Source organism: Microbacterium sp. KUDC0406 (genome assembly GCF_021582875.1).
GTDB lineage: Bacteria > Actinomycetota > Actinomycetes > Actinomycetales > Microbacteriaceae > Microbacterium.
Window position 1 is genome coordinate 3,459,719 of the sequence record NZ_CP091138.1, and the last position, 18,095, is coordinate 3,477,813.

Consider the following 18,095-nt stretch of genomic DNA (forward strand, 5'->3'; position numbering starts at 1 on the left):
CATGGTGACCACGACGGCCGAGGAGCGCGACGCCATCCTCGGCGCCGTCCGCGACTTCGCCGAGACCGAGCTGGCCCCGTTCGCGATCGAGCGCGATGAGAAGCACCTCTTCCCGCGCGACTCGCTGCACCGGGCGGGCGAGCTGGGCCTGGGCGGCATCTACGTGCGCGAGGATTTCGGCGGCACGGAGCTGTCCCGCGTCGATACCGTCGCGATCTTCGAGGAGCTCGCCAAGGGCGACCCGACCATCGCCTCATACATCTCGATCCACAACATGGTGGCCTGGATGATCGACACCTACGGCACCGAGGCGCAGCGCGCCGAATGGGTGCCGCAGCTGGCCGCGATGCAGGTGTTCGGCTCGTACTGCCTCACCGAGCCCGGAGCGGGATCGGATGCCGCGGCGATCGCCACCAGCGCGGTCCGCGACGGCGACGACTTCCTGCTCACCGGCGTCAAGCAGTTCATCTCCGGCGCCGGCGAGGCCGGCGTCTACGTGGTGATGGCGCGTACCGGCGCCCTTCGACAGGCTCAGGGACCCAGTGCTCATGACATCAGCGCGTTCATCGTGCCCGCGACCGCGGAGGGCCTCTCATTCGGGGCGCCGGAGAAGAAGATGGGCTGGCACGCTCAGCCCACCAGGCAGGTGATCCTGGACGGCGTGCGGGTGCCGGCATCCGCCATGCTCGGCGACGAGGGCCGGGGATTCGCGATCGCGATGTCGGCGCTGAACGGCGGACGGCTGAACATCGCCGCTTGCTCGCTCGGCGGTGCGCAGTGGGCGCTGGAGAAGGCCGTGCAGTACGTGCATGAGCGCGAGGCGTTCGGCGAGCCGCTCGCCGAGAAGCAGTCCATCCTGTTCGCGATCGCCGACATGCGAACCGATCTGCAGGCGGCGCGGCTGATGGTGCGCGACGGCGCACAGGCCGTCGACGAGAAGGCTCCGGATGCCACGATGCGCTGCGCGATGGCGAAGCGCTTCGCGACGGATGCTGGATTCGACGTCGCCAACAGGGCCCTTCAGCTGCACGGCGGGTACGGGTACCTTCAGGACTACGGGATCGAGAAGGTCGTCCGTGATCTGCGGGTGCATCAGATCCTGGAAGGGACGAACGAGATCATGAGACTCATCGTCGGACGCGAGATGCTGCGCCCCGCCGGATCCGCGTCGCTCCAGCGCAGCGGCGGCAACCAGATGCGGAGCGGGTCATGACCCGCATCGCGTTCCTCGGGCTCGGGCACATGGGGCTGCCCATGGCGGTGAACCTGGTGAAGGCCGGTCACGACGTGCGCGGCTACGACCCCGTCCCGGCCGCGGTCGAGGCGGCGTCGGCGGCGGGCGTGCCGATCGCCTCGTTCGGCATCGACGCAGTCGCCGGCGCCGAGGTGGTCATCACCATGTTCCCCGCAGGCAAGCACGTGATCGCCGCCTACCAGGACGGCCTGCTGGCCGCCGCCGACCCCGGCACCCTGTTCATCGAATCGTCCACCATCGCCGTCGACGAGGCGCGCACCGCGCACGAACTGGCGGTCGAGGCGGGGCATCGCAACATCGACGCCCCGGTCTCGGGCGGTGTCGTCGGCGCCGAGAACGGCACGCTCGCCTTCATGGTCGGCGGCTCCGACGAGGACTTCGCCGCCGCACTGCCGCTGCTCGAGGTGATGGGCAAGCGCATCGTGCACTGCGGCGGACCGGGTCTCGGCCAGGCCGCGAAGGTCTGCAACAACATGATCCTCGCGGTGTCGCAGATCGCGGTCGCCGAAGCGTTCGTGCTGGGGGAGCGGCTGGGACTCGAGCATCAGGCGCTGTTCGACGTGGTGTCCCAGGCATCCGGTCAGTGCTGGTCGATCACGACCAACTGCCCCGTGCCCGGACCGGTGCTGACAAGCCCCGCCAACCGCGACTACCAGCCCGGCTTCGCCGGCGCGCTGATGGCGAAGGACCTCGGCCTCGCGCTGCAGGCGATCGAGCAGACCACGACGGACGCGCAGCTGGGGCGGCTGGCGCAGCGCATCTACGCCGAGTTCGCCGCGGGCGAGGGCGGTCACCGCGACTTCTCGGGCATCATCACCGACATCCGCGACGCGTCCTGATCCGAATGCCGCGGGGCCGCCGTCACAGCTTGCTGAGCCAGACGGCGCGGCGACGGACCATGCGCACCAGATAGTTGCCGCAGATCGAGCCGGATGCCAGCGCAGCGGCGACCGCCGCGGCGCCGATGGTGTCGAACAGGCCCGGCACCGACGCTGAGGCGAGCTGCATCAGCCCGTTGAACAGCAGGAGGCCGGGCAGCATCGGGACGAGGGCGGCGACCAGCAGGGGAAGAGCAGGGGTGCGCGTGGGGCGGGTCAGGACCGAGGCCGTCGCTCCGACGGCGATCGCGGCGAAAGCGGCTGACCACATCGCGTAGAAGCCCGCCCGCGCGGCGAGCACGGTGACGGCCTCGCCGATCGCGGCCGTCAGCGCGACGGCCCAGAACGCGCGCCAGGGTGTGGCCGTGCCCAGGGAGAAGCCGAGCGCCATCACGACGGCGGCGATCAGCGCGACGACAGGCGTCTGTTCCGGTCGTGCCTCGGTGACGCTGATCGACACCGGAGCGCCGAGCAGTTCGAGCAGCAGCGACGACGCCATCACGCCGGCGGCGATGCCGGTGGTCGCGACGATCGCCTCCATCAGGCGTGCGAGGCCGGTGAGATAGTCGCCGGTGAGGATGTCCTGTACTCCGCCGAGCACGGTCACGCCGGCGAGCAGCACGATCACCGTCGAGACCACGACCAGGGTCGCCGAGGCGCTCGGATCGATGATCCGCACGACCACGGCGGCGACCGGGCCGATCACCCCGCCCAAGAACGTGCGGAACATCAGCGGGACGCCGCGCCTCTCCAAGGCATCGATGACCACATCGAGCAGCAGTGCGGCGAGGAAGGCGACCACGGCGACGAGTGCTCCGCCGCCGAGCAGCACGGCCGCGCCGCCGCCGACGACGGCCCACCCCAGCCGTCTCACGACTGCGGGGGTGAGCGGCTTCGCGACGCGGATGCGTGCGAGCTGTCGTGCGGCATCCTCGAGTTCGATCCTCCGAGCGACGATCCTGCCGTGCAGTGCGGCCGCGGCGGTCAGCCGGGTGTAGTCCAGCCGCCGTGACGGCAGGTTGTGCCGGCGCGAGATCGATTCGTCCGTGCTGGCATTGGTCCAGGTGAGGGCGACTGTGCCCGGGCTGACATCCGCGTCGATGTGGCGCAGTCCGTACGCCCGCGTGATCGCGAGCATCGCCTCGGTGGTCTCCTGCGCACCCGCACCGGAGCGCCACATCACCATGGCGAGGCGGATCGCGAGATCGAGGATCGCACGGATCCGCGCCGAGGTGTCGGGGGCACTGCGCGGTGTTCGCATCGGTCCCATTGTGGCCTCACCGCGGACTCGCGCGCGATGCCATCCCGAGCACCTGGGATACTGGTAGCACCGCGATGATGCGGTGGAGGGAGCATCCATGACCGAGTACGAGACGATCCTCGTGGACCAGCGAGGACGGGTGGGCTGGATCACCCTCAACAGGCCGCAGGCGTTGAACGCCCTGAACAGCAGAGTGGCCGAGGAGGTCGCCGCGGCGGCACTCGCCTTCGACGCGGATGCCGGGGTCGGGGCGATCGTCGTCACCGGATCCGAGAAGGCGTTCGCAGCCGGCGCCGACATCAAGGAGATGGCGGGCATGACCTCCGCCGACATGCTCGGCACCGATCACTTCGGCGCGTGGCGCGACTTCGCCGCCGTGCGCACCCCGTCATCGCCGCCGGTCGCGGGCTACGCCCTGGGCGGCGGCTGCGAGCTGGCGATGATGTGCGACATCATCCTCGCCGCCGACAGCGCGGTGTTCGGCCAGCCCGAGATCAACCTCGGCGTGATCCCCGGGATGGGCGGAACGCAGCGTCTGATCCGTGCGGTGGGCTACTACAAGGCCGCCGAGCTCGTGCTGTCCGGCCGCCTGGTGAAGGCCGAGGAGGCCGAGCGCATCGGCCTGGTCTCGCGCGTCGTGCCGGCATCCGACCTGCTCGACGAGGCGACGACTCTGGCCGACACGATCGCCTCGAAGTCGCTGCCGTCGGTGTACGCCGCGAAGGCGACGCTGGACGCCGCGATGGAGACGCCGCTCGCCGAGGGACTCGAGGTCGAGCGGCAGCAGTTCGCCGCGCTGTTCGACACCGCGGATCAGAAGGAGGGCATGGCCGCCTTCCGCGAGAAGCGCGACCCGGACTTCGTGCACCGATGAGCGGCATCGACGAGGTGGAGCCCGAAGCCCGCAGTACCCCGGACGACGCCGATCTGACGCTGTCCGAGGCGGACCGCCGGGAACTCGTGGCGTGGACGCTGGCGTGCGCCGAGCGGATGCTGCCGCTGTTCCTCGCGGAGCATCCGGAGGACGCGCGCCCGCGCGCCGCGCTGGACGCCGCGCATGCGTTCCTGCGCGGCGAGATGGACATCGACGACGTGCGCGGCTGGGCGTTCGCGTGCCATGCCGCGGCGCGCGAGGCGACGGATGCTGCGGCCGTGGCCGCTGCACGCGTGTGCGGGCAGGCGGCGGGCGTGGCGCACATGGCCGCGCACGCCCGGCAGGTGCCGCGGCACACCGCGAAGGCGTTCCCCGGTGACCGTGAGCGGCGTGACGAGGAGCTGGCCTGGCAGCGCGCGCAGATCCCGCCGCGCTTCGACCACTACGTCTACGACGGCGACTGAGCCCGCGCGCGAGGCATCCGGTCGGTGCGTGAGCCACCCGGTCGGTGCGTGAGCCACCCGGTGCAGCATGAGCCGCACGCTGCACGGCGGGGGTTGATGCAGAATCGGGTGGTTCGCGGCCTCCCGGCCTCGCGGCCCTCGTCGCGCCCGGTCGGGCGTGGGCCACCCGTCTGCGCGCGAGGCATCCGGTCGGTGCGTGAGCCACCCGGTGCAGCACGAACCGCACGCCGCACGCCGGGGGGATCATGCAGAAGCGGGTGGTCGGCGCGGGAGCGGTCGAGTCAGCCGCGCAGTTCGTCGAGCGCCTTCTGCAGTCGGCGCTCGCGGGTGGCCTCCTGCTTCGCCTCGGCGATCGAGCGCGCCATCTCCTTGCGGCGCGAGAACGACAGGTTCTCGAACTCGGCGCGGATGGCGGGGTCGGATGCCAGGGCGTCGGCGAGCTCCTGAGGGATCTCGACCGTGCGCTCCGCGGTGTCCGGCGCGATGACGACGTCGAACTCGTCGCCGAGTTCGACGCCCATGTCCGCGCGGACGGCCTTGCTGAACCCGATGAGGTTCCGGCCGCCCATCCGGGAGAGGCGCAGCCGCGCGGTGCGGTCGGCGATGGTCACCGCGACGGGGAACGCCTTCGCGCTGCTCAGCGCGGCGACCTGATCGTCGTCGAGCACGATCGCGCCGGCGGGCCCCATCGGCTGGAGCGTGGTGTGCAGTCTCAACTCGGACATGCCGCCAGCCTAGGTGCGCGCGCGGGTTAGGTGAAGTGCCTGCTGATGCCGTCGTTGCGCTCCGTGATCACGCGGATGAGGTGCCGGCGCATCACCAGGGCATCGACGACGCGACCGACGATCCAGAACGGGGAGCGGAACACGATCTCGTCGCGCATGAGGGTGCCGCCGTCGATTGCCGTGAACTCGTGCGTGTGCTGGAACTCGGCGAACGGGCCCCGCACCTGCCGGTCGCGGAACCGGTGCGGTCGGTTCACGTCGTAGACGAGCGAGGTCATCCGGAAGCGCACGCCGAAGTGCCGTGCACTCCAGGTGATCCGGTCGCCCTCGGCGAGCATCCCCGACGCGGGTCCGTCCGCGACGCGCTCGTCGTGGGCGCTCTGCGAACTGACGTGCAGCCCGACGTCAAGGGAGAGGTCGAAGACCTCGGCCGGCGCCGCGGGCACGACCCGTTCCAGTACGAACGAGGCCATCACGCCTCCGAGAGAAACGCCAGAGGGCGTGAGAAACACCTGCGTGCCACATTTCTCGCACCGCGACGCGTTTCTCGCAAGGCAGGAGGCGCCATCAGAGCGGGTCGGGCACCGGCCGCGGATCGGCGAAGTCGCCGGCGTTCTTGCGCAGCCGGGCCACGATCGAGACGAGGTCGGAGGCGTCCTGCGATGTCAGGCCGGGGTGCGAGAACACCTCGCTGTTCAGGGCGTCGGTCGCTCGGGCGACCAGTTCGCGACCGGCCTCCGTCAGCGAGAGCAGGGCGGCCCTGCCGTCGTGCGGATGCGGCTCGCGCAGCGCCAGCCCGTCGCGCACCAGCCGCTCGGCGGTGCTGGACAGGCTCGTCGGGTGCACCTGAAGGCGCGCGACGATGCTCGACAGAGGCATCGATCCGGTGCGGGTGAAGGCCAGCAGGCGCAGCACCTCGTACCGGGCGAACGTGAGCCGGAAGGGCTTGAGCGCGGCATCCACCCGGGCCAGCAGCAGCTGCTGCGCGCGCATGACTGAGGTGACGACGGCCATGCCGTCGGCGGCCTCCGTCCAGCCGTGCGCGAGCCATTGCCGCCTCGCCTCGGCGAGGGGGTCGATCGGCAGGGGGCGGTTCGCCATGCATCTACGGTACTGGGTGCTCACGATTGGAACTCGATTTCACGGCAGATGGAATTCGATTTCATTCCGTCGCCCGGTAGGATCGTGTCAGGCGTGAGGAGGTTCGATGAAGATCTACGTTCTGGTGAAGGAAGTCCCCGACACCTACGGTGACCGCAAGCTCGATCTGGAGACCGGGCTCGCCGACCGGGGCGGAGACATGGTGCTCGACGAGATCACCGAGCGTGCGCTCGAGGTCGCCCTCGCGTACGCCGACAAGAACGCCGGCACGGAGGTGGTCGCCCTGTCGATGTCACCCGAGTCCTCGACGGCCTCCGTGCGCCGCGCGCTGGCGATCGGTGCGGCATCCGCCGTGCACGTCGTCGACGAGGAGCTCCGAGGCGCCGACCTGACGCTGACCGCCGAGGCGCTCGCCGCCGCCGTCCGGCGCGGCGAGCCCGACCTGGTGATCACCGGGAATCTGTCCACAGACGGGTCCGGCGGAGTCATCCCCGCGATGCTCGCCGAGCACCTCGGGTTCGCGCAGGCGACCGCGCTCAGCGCCGTCGAGATCGGCGCCGACCAGGTCAGCGGCACGCGCGCAGCGGATGCCGGCAACCAGCAGGTCACCGCGTCGCTTCCTGCCGTGATCTCGATCACCGAGGCGCTGCCGGATGCCCGGTTCCCCAACTTCAAGGGGATCATGGCCGCGAAGAAGAAGCCTCTCGAGGTGCTGTCGCTCGCCGACCTCGGCGTCTCCGCCGATCCGGCCGCGGCGCCCCGCGCGATCATGACCACGGTGGCTGAGAAGCCCCGCGGGCAGCGGGCGTGAAGATCGTCGATGAGGGCGATGCCGGCACGCAGCTGGCGGAGTTCCTCGTGCAGAACAGGCTGGTGTGATCATGGCTTACCCCGCGAACCCGATCCTGGTGCTCGCCGACGTCGAACCGTCCGGCGATCTCGCCGGTAGCACCGCCGGCCTCGTCGGCGCCGCCGCGCAGATCGGCGCGCCGGTCGTGCTCGTCGTCGGAGGCACGCCTGCGGCGGCTGAGGCTGCGGCGACGATGGGCGCGCAGGCGGTGCTCACCGCCGAGGGCGACGCCGCCGCGCTGACCGTCCCGGTCGTCGACGCGCTGCAGGCCGCCTATGCACAGGTGCAGCCCGATGCCGTGCTGATCTCGAACTCGATCGCCGGGCGCGACGTCGCCGGCCGCCTCGCGGTGCGCGAGAGGCTCGCGCTCTCGGTCGACGCCGTCGGCGTCTCCCGAGACGATGAGGGCGTCGTCGCGCACCACTCCGTGTTCGGCGGATCGTTCCTCACCCAGTCCGCTCCGACGTTCGGCGCACCGGTCATCACGGTGCGGCTCGGCGCGGTGGATGCCCGTGCCGATGCCGCCTCGGCGACGGCGGAGGCGCTCGAGGTCACGCCGTCCGGCGCTGCGGCGGCTTCCGCCGGTGCCGTCGACGCCGTCGAGCAGACCTCGTCCCGCCCCGATCTGCGCGGGGCGGCGAAGGTCGTCTCGGGTGGACGCGGACTGGGATCGAAGGAGCAGTTCGCGCTCGTCGAGCAGCTCGCCGATGCGCTGGGTGCAGCGATCGGCGCCTCCCGTGCCGCCGTGGACGCGGGCTACATCCCCTATGCGCACCAGGTCGGTCAGACCGGTGTCTCGGTCTCACCGCAGCTCTACGTGGCCCTCGGCATCTCGGGCGCGATCCAGCACCGCGCCGGCATGCAGACCGCCAAGACCATCGTCGCCATCAACAAGGACGGCGAGGCGCCGATCTTCGACATCGCCGACTTCGGCGTCGTGGGCGACGTCTTCACCGTCGTCCCGCAGTTGATCGAGGCGCTCGAAGCGCGGAAGAAGTAGTCGCGATGGCCACGGTCCCTGAGCCTGTCGAAGGGCGGATGCTGCGCCGCGGGCTCCCGCGGGTCACGGGCGGCGAGCCCTGGCCTCCTGCCCCGACCGTCGAGGTCGCGGCCGTCTCCCTCGCCTCCTCGGTCGCCCCGCGAGCGACGGAGGAGCGAGACGAAACGCCCTCAGCCGCTGAGGTCGTCTCCACCGTGACAGCGGATGCATCGGCTCACGACGTCTCGTCTGCGCGTCCGGAGGGCACTCAGCTCAACGACCAGGGCGCGGGCGCAACTCTGCGCCGCGGGCTGCCGCGCGTCGCGGGCGGCGACCCCTGGCCCCCGGCTGTGGTGGCTGCGGTCGCGACGCCTCCGGTCGCCCCGCGAGCGACGGAGGAGCGAGACGAGACGCTGTCCGTCATTGCCGGGGCTGCAGCCACGGCGGCAGCCGCCGCATCGGTTCCCGACGTCTCGTCCGCACCCCCGGCGGGCGCTCCGCTCAACGACCAGCGGGCGGGCGCGACTCTGCGCCGCGGGCTGCCGCGCGTCGCGGGCGGCGATCCGTGGCCGCCGGAAGGCACGGTCGCAACGCCTGCGGTCGCCCCGCGAGCGACGGAGGAGCGAGACGAGACGCCGTCCGTCGTTGCCGGGGCTGCGGCGGGTGCATCGGCTCAGGACTTTTCGTCTGCGCGCCCGGGGGCGCTTCGCTCAACGACCAGGGAGCGGGCGCAGCTCCCGCAGCGGCAGCTTCCGCCGCGACGGCACCGTCTGCGGTGGCGCCGGCCGTCGAGGCTCCGATCGTCGACGATGCGCCCCTCGTGGCCTTCGCGCCCGCTGCATCCGCTGTCGACGTCTCCACGCCGCTGCCGTTCACGCGCACGGTGTGGGCGGGCGTCGCTCCGCGGCGCGCGCCCGAGCCGGCCGCCGAGGCATCCCGGCGCCCGACCTGGACCCAGGTCATCGCCGGTCTGTTCGGCGCCGCCGGCCTCGGGCTGGTGGCGATCGCCGGCATCTTCCTGGTGCGCGCGTTCCTCAGCCTGCCGTTCATGCAGGACTTCCTCGCGGCGTTCCCGGGGAGTACCACACCGAGGCCGCCCCCGGCATCCCCGGATGGGTCGGCTGGCAGCACTTCTTCAACATGTTCCTGATGCTGCTGATCATCCGCTCCGGTCTGCGGGTGCGTACGGAGAAGCGGCCAGAAGCCTTCTGGACTCCGCGCAACGATCCGAAGGGAAAGACCAGTCTGACGATCTGGTTCCATCAGGCGCTCGACGTGCTGTGGATGCTGAACGGTGTCGTCTTCGTCGTGCTGCTGTTCGTCAGCGGGCACTGGATGCGGATCGTGCCGACCAGCTGGGAGGTGTTCCCCAACGCGCTGTCGGCGCTGCTGCAGTACGTCTCGTTCGACTGGCCGTCCGAGAACGGCTGGATGAACTACAACAGTCTGCAGGTGCTGGCCTACTTCACCACGGTGTTCATCGCGGCACCGCTGGCTGCGATCACCGGATTCCGGATGTCGGGGTTCTGGCCGAAGAAGGCCGAGGGGCTCTCGAAGGCCTACAGGATCGAGTGGGCGCGCAAGCTGCACTTCCCGATCATGCTGTACTTCGTGGCCTTCATCGTCGTGCATGTCGCACTGGTGTTCCTCACCGGGTTCCAGGCCAACCTCAACCACATGTTCGCGTCGAGCGACAGCACGACCTCCTGGGCCGGCTTCTGGTTCTTCGTCCTGGCAGTCGTGGTCATGGCCGGTGGCTGGATCGCCGCCCGCCCGCTGGTGATCGCCCCGATCGCCCGCCTGTTCGGAACCGTCTCCGGGCGCTGACCCCTCGCACGGATGCCCGCCCTCGCATCGGCGCGGGCGGGCCAGCCGGGGTGCAGATCTGGGCGCCTACTCACTGCGCGCTCACGCTTTGATGCTCCCAGCGGATCAAAGCGTGAGCACGTTGGCCGGTGGTGCACTCACGCTTTGATGCTCCCAGCGGATCAAAGCGTGAGCGACGCGGGGATTGACGCGGTGAAGCGACATGTGCGATCGGGGCGGATGCAGCGAACGGGGCCCCTCCGCAGGAAGGACCCCGTTCGTGAAAACCGGAGATCAGCGCACGAAACGCACCTCGGTGAGCGTCTCACCGAGGAACGGCTCGGTGTGGCTGGCGCCGTCGAGCGCGAACCCGTTGCGCACGTAGAAACGGTGCGCACGGGGGTTGTCGTCGGCCACCCAGAGGTAGACCTCTTCGCCTTCGTCGACGGCGGCGTCGAACAGGCGCTGGCCGAGGCCGGTGCCGTGCCACTTGTCGAGCAGGTAGATGAAGTAGAGCTCGCGGTTGCGCGGGGCATCCTTGTCGCGGGCCGGACCCGATCCGACGAAGCCGACGATCTCGCCGTCGACGAGCGCGGCGCTCATGCGGAAGTCTTCGCCCTGACGGGCCCAGTTGACCCAGAGCTCGGCGAGGCGCTTGGGCGACACCTTCTCCAGTGCGGCCTTGCTGATGAGGTGATCGTAGGTCTCGTGCCAGGTCTGTGCGTGCACACGGCCGAGTGCTTCCGCATCCGCATCGCGGACCGGTCGGACGATGGTCTCGGGCTGGGCTTCGGCGCTCATGCCGCGACTCTACGCGCGGTCGCCGTAGAGGTGAAATCGACCAGGACACACGGATGATGCATGTCAGAGTTCTACAACCGCTTTGCGGGTCGCGTTGCCGATAGCTACTGTCGAACTTCGTGAACGTGATCTGGCGCACCCTCCTCGTCATCCTGCAGGCCCGGCGCCGGGTGCGTCGCGGTGCGAACCTCGAGCCGGCGGAGGTCGGCAGGATCCGGCTCACGACGCTCCCCACCGACCTCGACATCCTGCGGCACATGAACAACGGCCGGTACCTGTCGCTGTTCGATCTCGGTCGCTGGGACCTGCTGATCCGCACCGGGCTGTTCGATGAGATGAAGCGCCGCGGCTGGTACGCGGTCGTCTCCAGCGAGACCGTCACGTTCCGCAAGTCTCTCGAGCTGTGGCAGCGCTTCGACGTCGAGTCCCGTCTGATCGGCCACGACGACAAGGCCATCTTCCTCGAGCACCGTGCGGTGATCGACGGGGAGGTCTACGCGCGCGTGATCGTGCGGGCGCGGATGCTGCGCCGCAGCGGCGGCACCGTGCCCCACGATGAGCTGTTCGCCGCGGTCGGCCACCCCGAGGGCGTGCCGGGCGTCGACGAGTGGATCCATGACTGGGCCGGCGCGTCGGCGCTGCCGCCGACCAAGGCCCCTGCGCCGAGCATCTGGCACTGACCGTTTGCAGATCGCGTAAGTTTCTCTCTTCTTTCTCCGTCATCCGTGGCGGAATGCGCGCTGGCGATGACACCCGTCAGTAATCTGAGCACACCCCCGACACCGCCATCGGCGGCGGTTCCCCGATGCTGCGTGCTGCGCGCAGCCGGGGGTGACGGAAGGAACACTGTGGTTCAAGACCAGGTGACACAACAGCGTGTGGCACAGCTCGGAATCGTGCACGAAGCGGGCGGTGAGGCGCGCGTCGCCGCGACTCCCGCCACGGTGCGCATCCTGCAGGAGCTCGGCTATCGGATCGTCGTGGAGAAGGATGCCGGCGCCGCTGCCTCGTATCCCGATGGGGCCTACACCGAGGCCGGCGCGACGATCGTCGATCGCGAGACGGCGTGGGGGAGCGAGGTGGTGCTCGGCATCGACGCCCCCGAACCCGAGGAGATCGCGCTGCTCGCCGAGGGGTCGACCGTGATCGCCCTGCTGTCGCCGGCACTGCGCCGATCTCGTCGAGGCGCTCGCCCAGCGCGGCATCACGGCCGTCGCCCTCGACGCGGTGCCACGGATCTCGCGCGCCCAGTCCATGGACGTGCTGAGCTCGATGGCGAACATCGCGGGTTACCGCGCGGTGGTCGAGGCCGCCCACGAGTTCGGCCGCTTCTTCACCGGACAGGTCACCGCCGCGGGCAAGGTGCCCCCGGCCAAGGTGCTTGTCGCCGGCGCCGGTGTCGCCGGGCTCGCGGCGATCGGTGCGGCATCCAGCCTCGGCGCGATCGTGCGCGCGACCGACCCGCGTCCGGAGGTGGCCGACCAGGTCACCTCGATCGGCGGCACCTATCTGCCCGTCGACGTCGAGGTCGCGGCATCCACCGACGGCTACGCCAAGGCGACAAGCGCCGACTACGACCGCCGCGCCGCCGAGATCTACACCGAGCAGGCGGCGGACGTCGACATCATCGTCACCACCGCGCTCATCCCGGGCCGGGCGGCGCCTCGCCTGATCACCGCGTCGGATGTCGCGCTGATGAAGCCCGGCAGCGTGATCGTCGACATGGCGGCCGCCCAGGGCGGCAACGTCGAGGGCTCGGTCGCGGGGGAGCGGATCGTCACCGCGAACGGCGTGATCATCCTCGGCTACACCGACCTGGCCTCGCGCCTGGCCGCGCAGGCATCCCAGCTGTACGGCACGAACGTGGCCAACCTCGTCGCCCTGCTCACACCAGGCAAGGACGGCATGCTCGCGATCGACTTCGACGACGTCGTGCAGCGCTCGGTCACCGTCGTGCGCGACGGCGAGATCACCTGGCCGCCGCCCGCGGTGCAGGTCGCCGCCGGCTCCGGCGAAACCGGCGCCGGAGAAGGATGCCGCGCCTGCGGCCCCCGAGAAGAAGCCGATGACCACCGGCCGCAAAGCGCTGCTGATCGGCATCGGCATCGTCGCGCTGTTCCTCGTGAACCTGTTCGCGCCGCCGCCGCTGCCGCAGCACTTCACCGTGCTCATGCTCGCCGTCGTGATCGGGTTCTACGTGATCGGCAAGGTGCACCACGCGCTGCACACGCCGCTGATGTCGGTGACGAACGCCATCTCGGGCGTGATCGTCGTCGGCGCGATGCTGCAGGTCACTGCTCCCAACCCCGTCGTGCAGGTGCTCGCCGCGATCGCCATCCTGCTCGCCAGCATCAACATCTTCGGCGGCTTCGCGGTGACCCGCCGAATGCTCGCCATGTTCACCCTCGGCAAATCAGCAGAGGGAGCCGGCAAATGACCGTCGACGCCCTCGCCGGCGCGGCCTACATCGTCGCGGCGCTGCTGTTCATCCTGAGCCTCGCGGGGCTCAGCCGCCACGAGTCGGCCCGCGCCGGGGTGGTCTACGGCATCGCGGGCATGGCGATCGCCCTGCTCGCGACCCTCGCCCTGACGATCGCCGACGCGTGGGGAGGCTCCGGATCCACCCTCGGGCTGATCCTGCTCGTCGTCGCCGTCATCGTCGGCGGCGCGATCGGCCTGTGGCGCGCCCGCGTCGTGCAGATGACCGGGATGCCCGAGCTCATCGCCCTGCTGCACAGCTTCGTCGGTCTGGCCGCGGTGCTGGTCGGCTGGAACGGCTACCTCGCGCATGAGCCGATCGCGGCCGAACTGATCGGCATCCACAACGCCGAGGTGTTCATCGGCATCTTCATCGGCGGCGTGACCTTCACCGGATCGATCGTGGCCTACCTGAAGCTGTCTGCGAAGATGTCGTCCCGCCCGCTGATGCTGCCGGGCAAGAACGTGCTGAACATCGGCGCCCTGGCCGTCTTCCTGGCGCTGACCGTCTGGTTCGTCGCAGACCAGCAGCTCTGGCTGCTGTTCGCGGTGACCGCGCTGTCGTTCGCACTCGGCTGGCACCTGGTGGCCTCGATCGGGGGCGGCGACATGCCGGTGGTCGTGTCGATGCTGAACAGCTACTCCGGCTGGGCGGCGGCCGCGGCGGGCTTCCTGCTGAACAACGACCTGCTCATCGTCACCGGCGCGCTGGTCGGCTCCTCCGGTGCGTACCTGTCGTACATCATGTGCAAGGCGATGAACCGGTCGTTCCTGTCGGTGATCGCCGGAGGGTTCGGCATCGTGGCATCCAGCTCAGGTGACGAGGACTACGGCGAGCATCGCGAGATCACCGCCGACGCGGCCGCCGGCATGCTCTCCACCGCGCAGAGCGTCGTGATCACGCCCGGCTACGGCATGGCGGTCGCAAAGGCGCAGTACCCGGTGGCCGACCTGGTCGCGAAGCTGCGCGAGCGGGGCGTCGACGTACGGTTCGGCATCCACCCGGTCGCGGGGCGTCTGCCGGGGCACATGAACGTGCTGCTCGCCGAGGCGAAGGTTCCGTACGACATCGTGCTCGGCATGGACGAGATCAACGACGACCTCGCGAAGACATCGGTCGTCCTCGTGATCGGTGCGAACGACACCGTGAACCCCGCGGCCGCTGAGGACCCCGGCAGCCCGATCGCCGGCATGCCGGTGCTGCGGGTGTGGGAGGCCGAGAACGTGATCGTGTTCAAGCGCTCGATGGCCGCCGGCTACGCGGGCGTGCAGAACCCGCTGTTCTTCCGCGACAACGCGCAGATGCTCTTCGGTGACGCCAAGGAGCGGGTGGAGGACATCATCCGGGCGCTGTAGCCGGTGCGAGGATGGCCGGCACGGTAGCTTGTTCTCGTGCTGGCCATCCTCTCCTCCACCGGGCGCGTGCTCTGGTGGCATTGGCCTGCCCTGCTGGCGTGGTACCTGGGCGGCATCCTGGTGCACTACTGGGTGACCGTGCTGGCCGGTTTCGTCGGCGCGTACAACTCGACGATCGCCCTGCTCATCCTGCCGGTGGCGGTGCTGGCCCGGCTGGTCAGCATGGTCGGAATGCTTCTGGTGCTGCGCGACGGCCTGCGATCGCTGCAGGCGGTGGCCCCGCTGCCCGAGTCGGCGGCCGAACGACGTCGTACCTTCCTGACCGCACTGCTGGCGAGCATCCTGCCGTTCTTCGCGGTGTACTCGGCGCAGGGGATGCTGCGCGATGATGTGCAGTCGTATGCGAGCCTGGCGCTGGCGAGGAACACCGAGGAGATCCAGTCCACCTTGATGACCGACAGGGTGTTCGATCCGGGCGATAACGTGCTCGATTTGTCGTTCAGTGTGTGGACGGTGTCGATCATCGTCGTCGCCTTCGCAGCGCGCTGGGCGTGGGGCCGGTGGTCTGGACGCCTGCCGAAGATGCTCTCGCTGCTCGCGGTGTACTGCGAAGTGGTGTGGGTCTTCTTCTCACTGATCCTGCTCGGCGACTTCATGGACTCGGTGAACGGCTGGGTCGACACCCGCGTGGCGATGGCCTGGGTGGCCGACGCCAGGGAGACGATCTCGGGCTGGTTCGCCCCGTTCGTGTGGCTGGGCGACGGCATCGGCTGGCTGCTCTCACAGGTGGGTCCGGTGCTGCTCGCTCCGCTGGCGTGGCTGACTGTCGCCGGTGTCGTCTACGGGCAGGCGATCGTCGCCGAGAAGCTCAGCATCCAGCACAAGCTGGTCGCGGAGATGCGCGAGCGCGCGGCCCGGGTGCCGAACCCGGTGATGCGCCGGCTGCGCGACCTCGGCACCGAACTCGGCTCGCGCTTCCTGCCGATCTGGCGGGCGATCCTGCTGATGTGGCGCGCCGGGCCGGTGATCATCGCCTCATACGCGCTGCTGTACACCGTGGTCATCGTGGCGGAGTCCTGGCTGCGGTACGGCGAGAGCCGCCTGATCGGACCGCACGATCTCAACCTGTTCTGGTCGGTGTACTGGCCGGTGATCTATCTGCTGCCGCCACTGATCATCGAGCCGATCCGGATCTCGCTCATCGCAGGCGCCTACGACACGACGTTCGGGATGCTGCGCCGCGCTCAGGACGCACGTACCGACGTGGATGCGCCGACCACGTCGGAGGAGGCGGATGCTGCGGCGATCACCGCCGCCGCGGGTGCGCTGCCGACGGCATCGCTGCCTGCAGGCGCACGGGTGCCGGCTGCCGCGCCGCCCGCGTGAGAGATCACGGGTCGATACTGAACCGCACGAACTTCGACTTCGCATACAGAGGCTCGATCACGACCCAGTACGGGCCCTTCGCGTTCTCCGGCACGACGAAGGGCAGAACCAGCTGGTACGGCTCCGCCGTCTCGCCCTCCAGCGTGGGGACGCAGGTGTCCGGCTCGTCCGAGTTCGAGAGAACACCGAGCTCGTAGCGGGCCGGTTGCCACGTGCGTCCACTGCGCTGCTCGACCAGCGTGGGCGTCATGCAGGTGGGCGCCTTCTTCGCGTGCGGCGTCACGTCGACGCCGACCAGGATGACCGTGGCCTCCGGGGGAATGTCGAGGCCCGTCGTGTCGGTGAGCGCCTTGGATTTCACCGGACCCCACGTCGCGCCTCTCAGATCGACGGTGCCGGCCTTGCTCGTCGGCTCCACAGCCCAGAGGGGCTGGCCGGAGTCGGGGAACGTGTGCTTCCAGCCCCACCACGCCGTGCCGAGGATCACGGCCGGCAACAGCACGGCCAGGGCGGCGAGCGCGAGGGCGTTGCTGCGCCACCAGGCCCGTAGACGCGGTTCCGCGCTCAGCCGTTGCTCCGCCGGCTGCTGATCCGTCATCGCGCCCACGCGATCTCGTCGAGGGTGACCTCATACTGCATCGGCACGTCGTCGAGGTCGACGGCAACTTCGATCACACCGTCGGCGGTGTGATCGCTCTGCCACGACAGTACGACGGTTGCGTCGCCCTTCACCTGCCCTTCGGGCAGTTCGAAGACGAGGCTGCCGTGCCGCGGAACGCCGGTGATGAGACTCATGTTCCGGCCGGTCTCGCCGCGTTCCGTCGCCTGGTAGATGCGGTCGCCGATACGCAGCTCTCCGTGCAGCTGCGACGCGAACTCGGTCTGCAGAGTGGCGGCATCGACGCCTACGACCAGCCAGGTGCCCTCCGCGCTCCAGCGCTTGCCGTCCGACACGGAGCGGCCGGCGCGGACGTCCGTCACCGTCGCGGACAGGTTGCGGGCGGCAGCGTACTCACCGACCGTGGTCTTCGTGACGAAACTGTCGTAGACGGCGTCATCGGGCTTCTGCAGCTGCAGCAGGAACCAGGCCGCCACGACCATCGCGATCGACAGTGTCCAGGGGACTGCGGCGCGCAGGAAGCGGCGGCCGTGCGAGCGCTTCACGGCTGCGGTCGGATCGGCTCCGGGTGCAGCGGTCGCCGGTGGAGGGGCGGGGATCGTCATGGCAGTTCCTCCGCGGGCCGCTCTTCCACGTGCACGCTCACGTAGGCGCCGGGGCGGATGTCGTCCCAGTAGGTTCCGCGCGTGACGAACGACCCCTGAAATCGCGTCGATTGGGGCAGGACGACGCGGATCTCGTCGCCCGCGGTCACATCGCCCTCGTCGATCACCCAGGTCAGTCGCACGCGCGTGGGCACGTCAGGCTGGAAGTAGAGGACGTTCGAGCCGTCCGACACGCGCTCGACCTCGACGCCGTCGAGCCTGACACCTTCGATCCCGACACCGCCCATCGTGTGGGGAGAGCGGCCCAGTCGCGGCTCGGTGTACGCGTTCGTCACGTCCATGACGACCTCGAGCGAGCGCAGCCCGTCGTCGGGGTCATTGATCGGGCCGCCCACCGCGGCGCTCACCACGGACATGTCCAGATCGGACCCGATGTAGTGCTCTCCCACGGAGATCTCGGCGGGTGTCGGCTCAGGCTGCGGGAGAGGCCGCCGAAGGCGGCCGTCGCGCCGAGCAGGATCGCACCGGCGCCGGTGATGATCCAGGCCGTTGGGACCTTGTCCGCGGTCTTCCGGGCCCAGGAGGTCAGGCGCGCCTCGGACTCCGCGCGCCTGGTCGCGTCGGCATCCGCCTCGTCGTTCTCCCCCACGGGCGCCC

At 69.9% G+C, this 18,095-nt stretch carries 19 protein-coding genes and 2 pseudogenes; 12 read left to right on the forward strand and 9 right to left on the reverse strand.

Going from position 1 to position 18,095, the window contains the following annotated elements:
- Position 1: 1 nt before the first annotated feature.
- Both L2X99_RS17000 and mmsB read left to right on the forward strand, forming a co-directional pair.
- Entirely contained in the window at positions 2-1,213 is a 1,212-nt protein-coding gene (locus L2X99_RS17000; protein WP_442923532.1) for an acyl-CoA dehydrogenase family protein, read from the forward strand.
- Positions 1,210-2,094 carry a 3-hydroxyisobutyrate dehydrogenase gene (gene mmsB, locus L2X99_RS17005; RefSeq protein WP_236125718.1) on the forward strand — a complete coding sequence of 295 codons (885 nt, stop codon included), beginning with the start codon at positions 1,210-1,212 and terminating at the stop codon, positions 2,092-2,094. The genes L2X99_RS17000 and mmsB overlap by 4 nt, the downstream gene beginning before the upstream one ends.
- A gap of 22 nt (positions 2,095-2,116) precedes the next feature.
- Here mmsB and L2X99_RS17010 read toward each other — a convergent pair whose 3' ends face one another.
- The gene (locus L2X99_RS17010) at positions 2,117-3,394 is read right to left on the reverse strand and encodes a threonine/serine ThrE exporter family protein (RefSeq protein WP_236125717.1); all 1,278 of its coding nucleotides are present in this window, start codon (positions 3,392-3,394) and stop codon (positions 2,117-2,119) included.
- 97 nt (positions 3,395-3,491) lie between these two features.
- Between L2X99_RS17010 and L2X99_RS17015 the strand changes: the two genes are divergently transcribed.
- Positions 3,492-4,268: an enoyl-CoA hydratase-related protein gene (locus tag L2X99_RS17015; RefSeq protein WP_236135439.1), complete on the forward strand. Its 777-nt coding sequence runs from the start codon at positions 3,492-3,494 to the stop codon at positions 4,266-4,268.
- Positions 4,265-4,732: a putative immunity protein gene (locus L2X99_RS17020; protein WP_236125716.1), complete on the forward strand. Its 468-nt coding sequence runs from the start codon at positions 4,265-4,267 to the stop codon at positions 4,730-4,732. The genes L2X99_RS17015 and L2X99_RS17020 overlap by 4 nt, the downstream gene beginning before the upstream one ends.
- Before the next feature lie 281 nt (positions 4,733-5,013).
- Here the strand turns inward: L2X99_RS17020 and L2X99_RS17025 are convergent, their stop codons facing one another.
- The 3 genes from L2X99_RS17025 to L2X99_RS17035 form a co-directional block, all read right to left on the reverse strand.
- Positions 5,014-5,457, reverse strand: coding sequence for a YdeI/OmpD-associated family protein (locus L2X99_RS17025; RefSeq protein WP_236125715.1), 444 nt, complete (start codon positions 5,455-5,457; stop codon positions 5,014-5,016).
- A gap of 26 nt (positions 5,458-5,483) precedes the next feature.
- Positions 5,484-5,930: an SRPBCC family protein gene (locus tag L2X99_RS17030; RefSeq protein ID WP_236135440.1), complete on the reverse strand. Its 447-nt coding sequence runs from the start codon at positions 5,928-5,930 to the stop codon at positions 5,484-5,486.
- A 94-nt stretch (positions 5,931-6,024) separates the two neighbouring features.
- Positions 6,025-6,558: a MarR family winged helix-turn-helix transcriptional regulator gene (locus L2X99_RS17035; RefSeq protein WP_236125713.1), complete on the reverse strand. Its 534-nt coding sequence runs from the start codon at positions 6,556-6,558 to the stop codon at positions 6,025-6,027.
- 106 nt (positions 6,559-6,664) lie between these two features.
- Between L2X99_RS17035 and L2X99_RS17040 the strand changes: the two are divergent.
- From L2X99_RS17040 to L2X99_RS17055, 4 genes and pseudogenes are all read left to right on the forward strand, one after another.
- Positions 6,665-7,437: pseudogene (locus L2X99_RS17040) on the forward strand (electron transfer flavoprotein subunit beta/FixA family protein).
- A gap of 2 nt (positions 7,438-7,439) precedes the next feature.
- The gene (locus tag L2X99_RS17045) at positions 7,440-8,408 is read left to right on the forward strand and encodes an electron transfer flavoprotein subunit alpha/FixB family protein (protein ID WP_236125712.1); all 969 of its coding nucleotides are present in this window, start codon (positions 7,440-7,442) and stop codon (positions 8,406-8,408) included.
- Between the two features lie 754 nt (positions 8,409-9,162).
- Positions 9,163-9,537 (forward strand): hypothetical protein, encoded by a 375-nt coding sequence (locus L2X99_RS17050; RefSeq protein WP_236125711.1) that lies wholly within the window; start codon positions 9,163-9,165, stop codon positions 9,535-9,537.
- Positions 9,537-10,214 carry a cytochrome b/b6 domain-containing protein gene (locus L2X99_RS17055; protein WP_236125710.1) on the forward strand — a complete coding sequence of 226 codons (678 nt, stop codon included), beginning with the start codon at positions 9,537-9,539 and terminating at the stop codon, positions 10,212-10,214. Before L2X99_RS17050 ends, L2X99_RS17055 begins: the two co-directional genes overlap by 1 nt.
- Positions 10,215-10,487: 273 nt before the next feature.
- Here the strand turns inward: L2X99_RS17055 and L2X99_RS17060 are convergent, their stop codons facing one another.
- Entirely contained in the window at positions 10,488-10,994 is a 507-nt protein-coding gene (locus tag L2X99_RS17060; protein WP_236125709.1) for a GNAT family N-acetyltransferase, read from the reverse strand.
- Between the two features lie 119 nt (positions 10,995-11,113).
- Here L2X99_RS17060 and L2X99_RS17065 point away from each other — a divergent pair, with 119 nt between their 5' ends.
- From L2X99_RS17065 to L2X99_RS17080, 4 genes and pseudogenes are all read left to right on the forward strand, one after another.
- The gene (locus L2X99_RS17065; protein WP_236125708.1) at positions 11,114-11,674 is read left to right on the forward strand and encodes an acyl-CoA thioesterase; all 561 of its coding nucleotides are present in this window, start codon (positions 11,114-11,116) and stop codon (positions 11,672-11,674) included.
- A 198-nt stretch (positions 11,675-11,872) separates the two neighbouring features.
- Positions 11,873-13,431, forward strand: a pseudogene (locus L2X99_RS17070) (Re/Si-specific NAD(P)(+) transhydrogenase subunit alpha).
- Positions 13,428-14,828 (forward strand): Re/Si-specific NAD(P)(+) transhydrogenase subunit beta, encoded by a 1,401-nt coding sequence (pntB, locus tag L2X99_RS17075; RefSeq protein ID WP_236125707.1) that lies wholly within the window; start codon positions 13,428-13,430, stop codon positions 14,826-14,828. Before L2X99_RS17070 ends, pntB begins: the two are co-directional and overlap by 4 nt.
- 36 nt (positions 14,829-14,864) lie before the next feature.
- Complete coding sequence (locus tag L2X99_RS17080) at positions 14,865-16,214, forward strand: hypothetical protein (protein WP_236125706.1); 1,350 nt, start codon at positions 14,865-14,867, stop codon at positions 16,212-16,214.
- 4 nt (positions 16,215-16,218) lie between these two features.
- On the opposite strand, the gene L2X99_RS17085 is transcribed toward L2X99_RS17080, so the two are convergent.
- From L2X99_RS17085 to L2X99_RS17100, 4 genes are read right to left on the reverse strand one after another with little or no spacing between them, the layout of a single operon-like run.
- Complete coding sequence (locus L2X99_RS17085) at positions 16,219-16,812, reverse strand: hypothetical protein (RefSeq protein ID WP_236125705.1); 594 nt, start codon at positions 16,810-16,812, stop codon at positions 16,219-16,221.
- A complete protein-coding gene (locus L2X99_RS17090) occupies positions 16,809-17,438 on the reverse strand; it encodes a hypothetical protein (protein ID WP_236125704.1) in 630 nt (209 codons plus the stop codon). Before L2X99_RS17090 ends, L2X99_RS17085 begins: the two co-directional genes overlap by 4 nt.
- Entirely contained in the window at positions 17,435-17,854 is a 420-nt protein-coding gene (locus tag L2X99_RS17095) for a hypothetical protein (protein ID WP_236135441.1), read from the reverse strand. Before L2X99_RS17095 ends, L2X99_RS17090 begins: the two co-directional genes overlap by 4 nt.
- The gene (locus tag L2X99_RS17100; RefSeq protein WP_236135442.1) at positions 17,842-18,087 is read right to left on the reverse strand and encodes a hypothetical protein; all 246 of its coding nucleotides are present in this window, start codon (positions 18,085-18,087) and stop codon (positions 17,842-17,844) included. Before L2X99_RS17100 ends, L2X99_RS17095 begins: the two co-directional genes overlap by 13 nt.
- Positions 18,088-18,095 lie beyond the last annotated feature (8 nt).

Coding starts and splice junctions, on each gene's coding strand:
- L2X99_RS17055 (WP_236125710.1), top strand. CDS start 9,537: ATGCTGCTGATCATCCGCTCCGGTCTGCGGGTGCGTACGGAGAAGCGG.
- L2X99_RS17000 (WP_442923532.1), top strand. CDS start 2: ATGGTGACCACGACGGCCGAGGAGCGCGACGCCATCCTCGGCGCCGTC.
- L2X99_RS17010 (WP_236125717.1), bottom strand. CDS start 3,394: ATGCGAACACCGCGCAGTGCCCCCGACACCTCGGCGCGGATCCGTGCG.
- L2X99_RS17085 (WP_236125705.1), bottom strand. CDS start 16,812: ATGACGGATCAGCAGCCGGCGGAGCAACGGCTGAGCGCGGAACCGCGT.
- L2X99_RS17060 (WP_236125709.1), bottom strand. CDS start 10,994: ATGAGCGCCGAAGCCCAGCCCGAGACCATCGTCCGACCGGTCCGCGAT.
- L2X99_RS17015 (WP_236135439.1), top strand. CDS start 3,492: ATGACCGAGTACGAGACGATCCTCGTGGACCAGCGAGGACGGGTGGGC.
- L2X99_RS17035 (WP_236125713.1), bottom strand. CDS start 6,558: ATGGCGAACCGCCCCCTGCCGATCGACCCCCTCGCCGAGGCGAGGCGG.
- mmsB (WP_236125718.1), top strand. CDS start 1,210: ATGACCCGCATCGCGTTCCTCGGGCTCGGGCACATGGGGCTGCCCATG.
- L2X99_RS17090 (WP_236125704.1), bottom strand. CDS start 17,438: ATGACGATCCCCGCCCCTCCACCGGCGACCGCTGCACCCGGAGCCGAT.
- L2X99_RS17020 (WP_236125716.1), top strand. CDS start 4,265: ATGAGCGGCATCGACGAGGTGGAGCCCGAAGCCCGCAGTACCCCGGAC.
- L2X99_RS17025 (WP_236125715.1), bottom strand. CDS start 5,457: ATGTCCGAGTTGAGACTGCACACCACGCTCCAGCCGATGGGGCCCGCC.
- L2X99_RS17030 (WP_236135440.1), bottom strand. CDS start 5,930: ATGGCCTCGTTCGTACTGGAACGGGTCGTGCCCGCGGCGCCGGCCGAG.
- pntB (WP_236125707.1), top strand. CDS start 13,428: ATGACCGTCGACGCCCTCGCCGGCGCGGCCTACATCGTCGCGGCGCTG.
- L2X99_RS17045 (WP_236125712.1), top strand. CDS start 7,440: ATGGCTTACCCCGCGAACCCGATCCTGGTGCTCGCCGACGTCGAACCG.
- L2X99_RS17095 (WP_236135441.1), bottom strand. CDS start 17,854: ATGTCCGTGGTGAGCGCCGCGGTGGGCGGCCCGATCAATGACCCCGAC.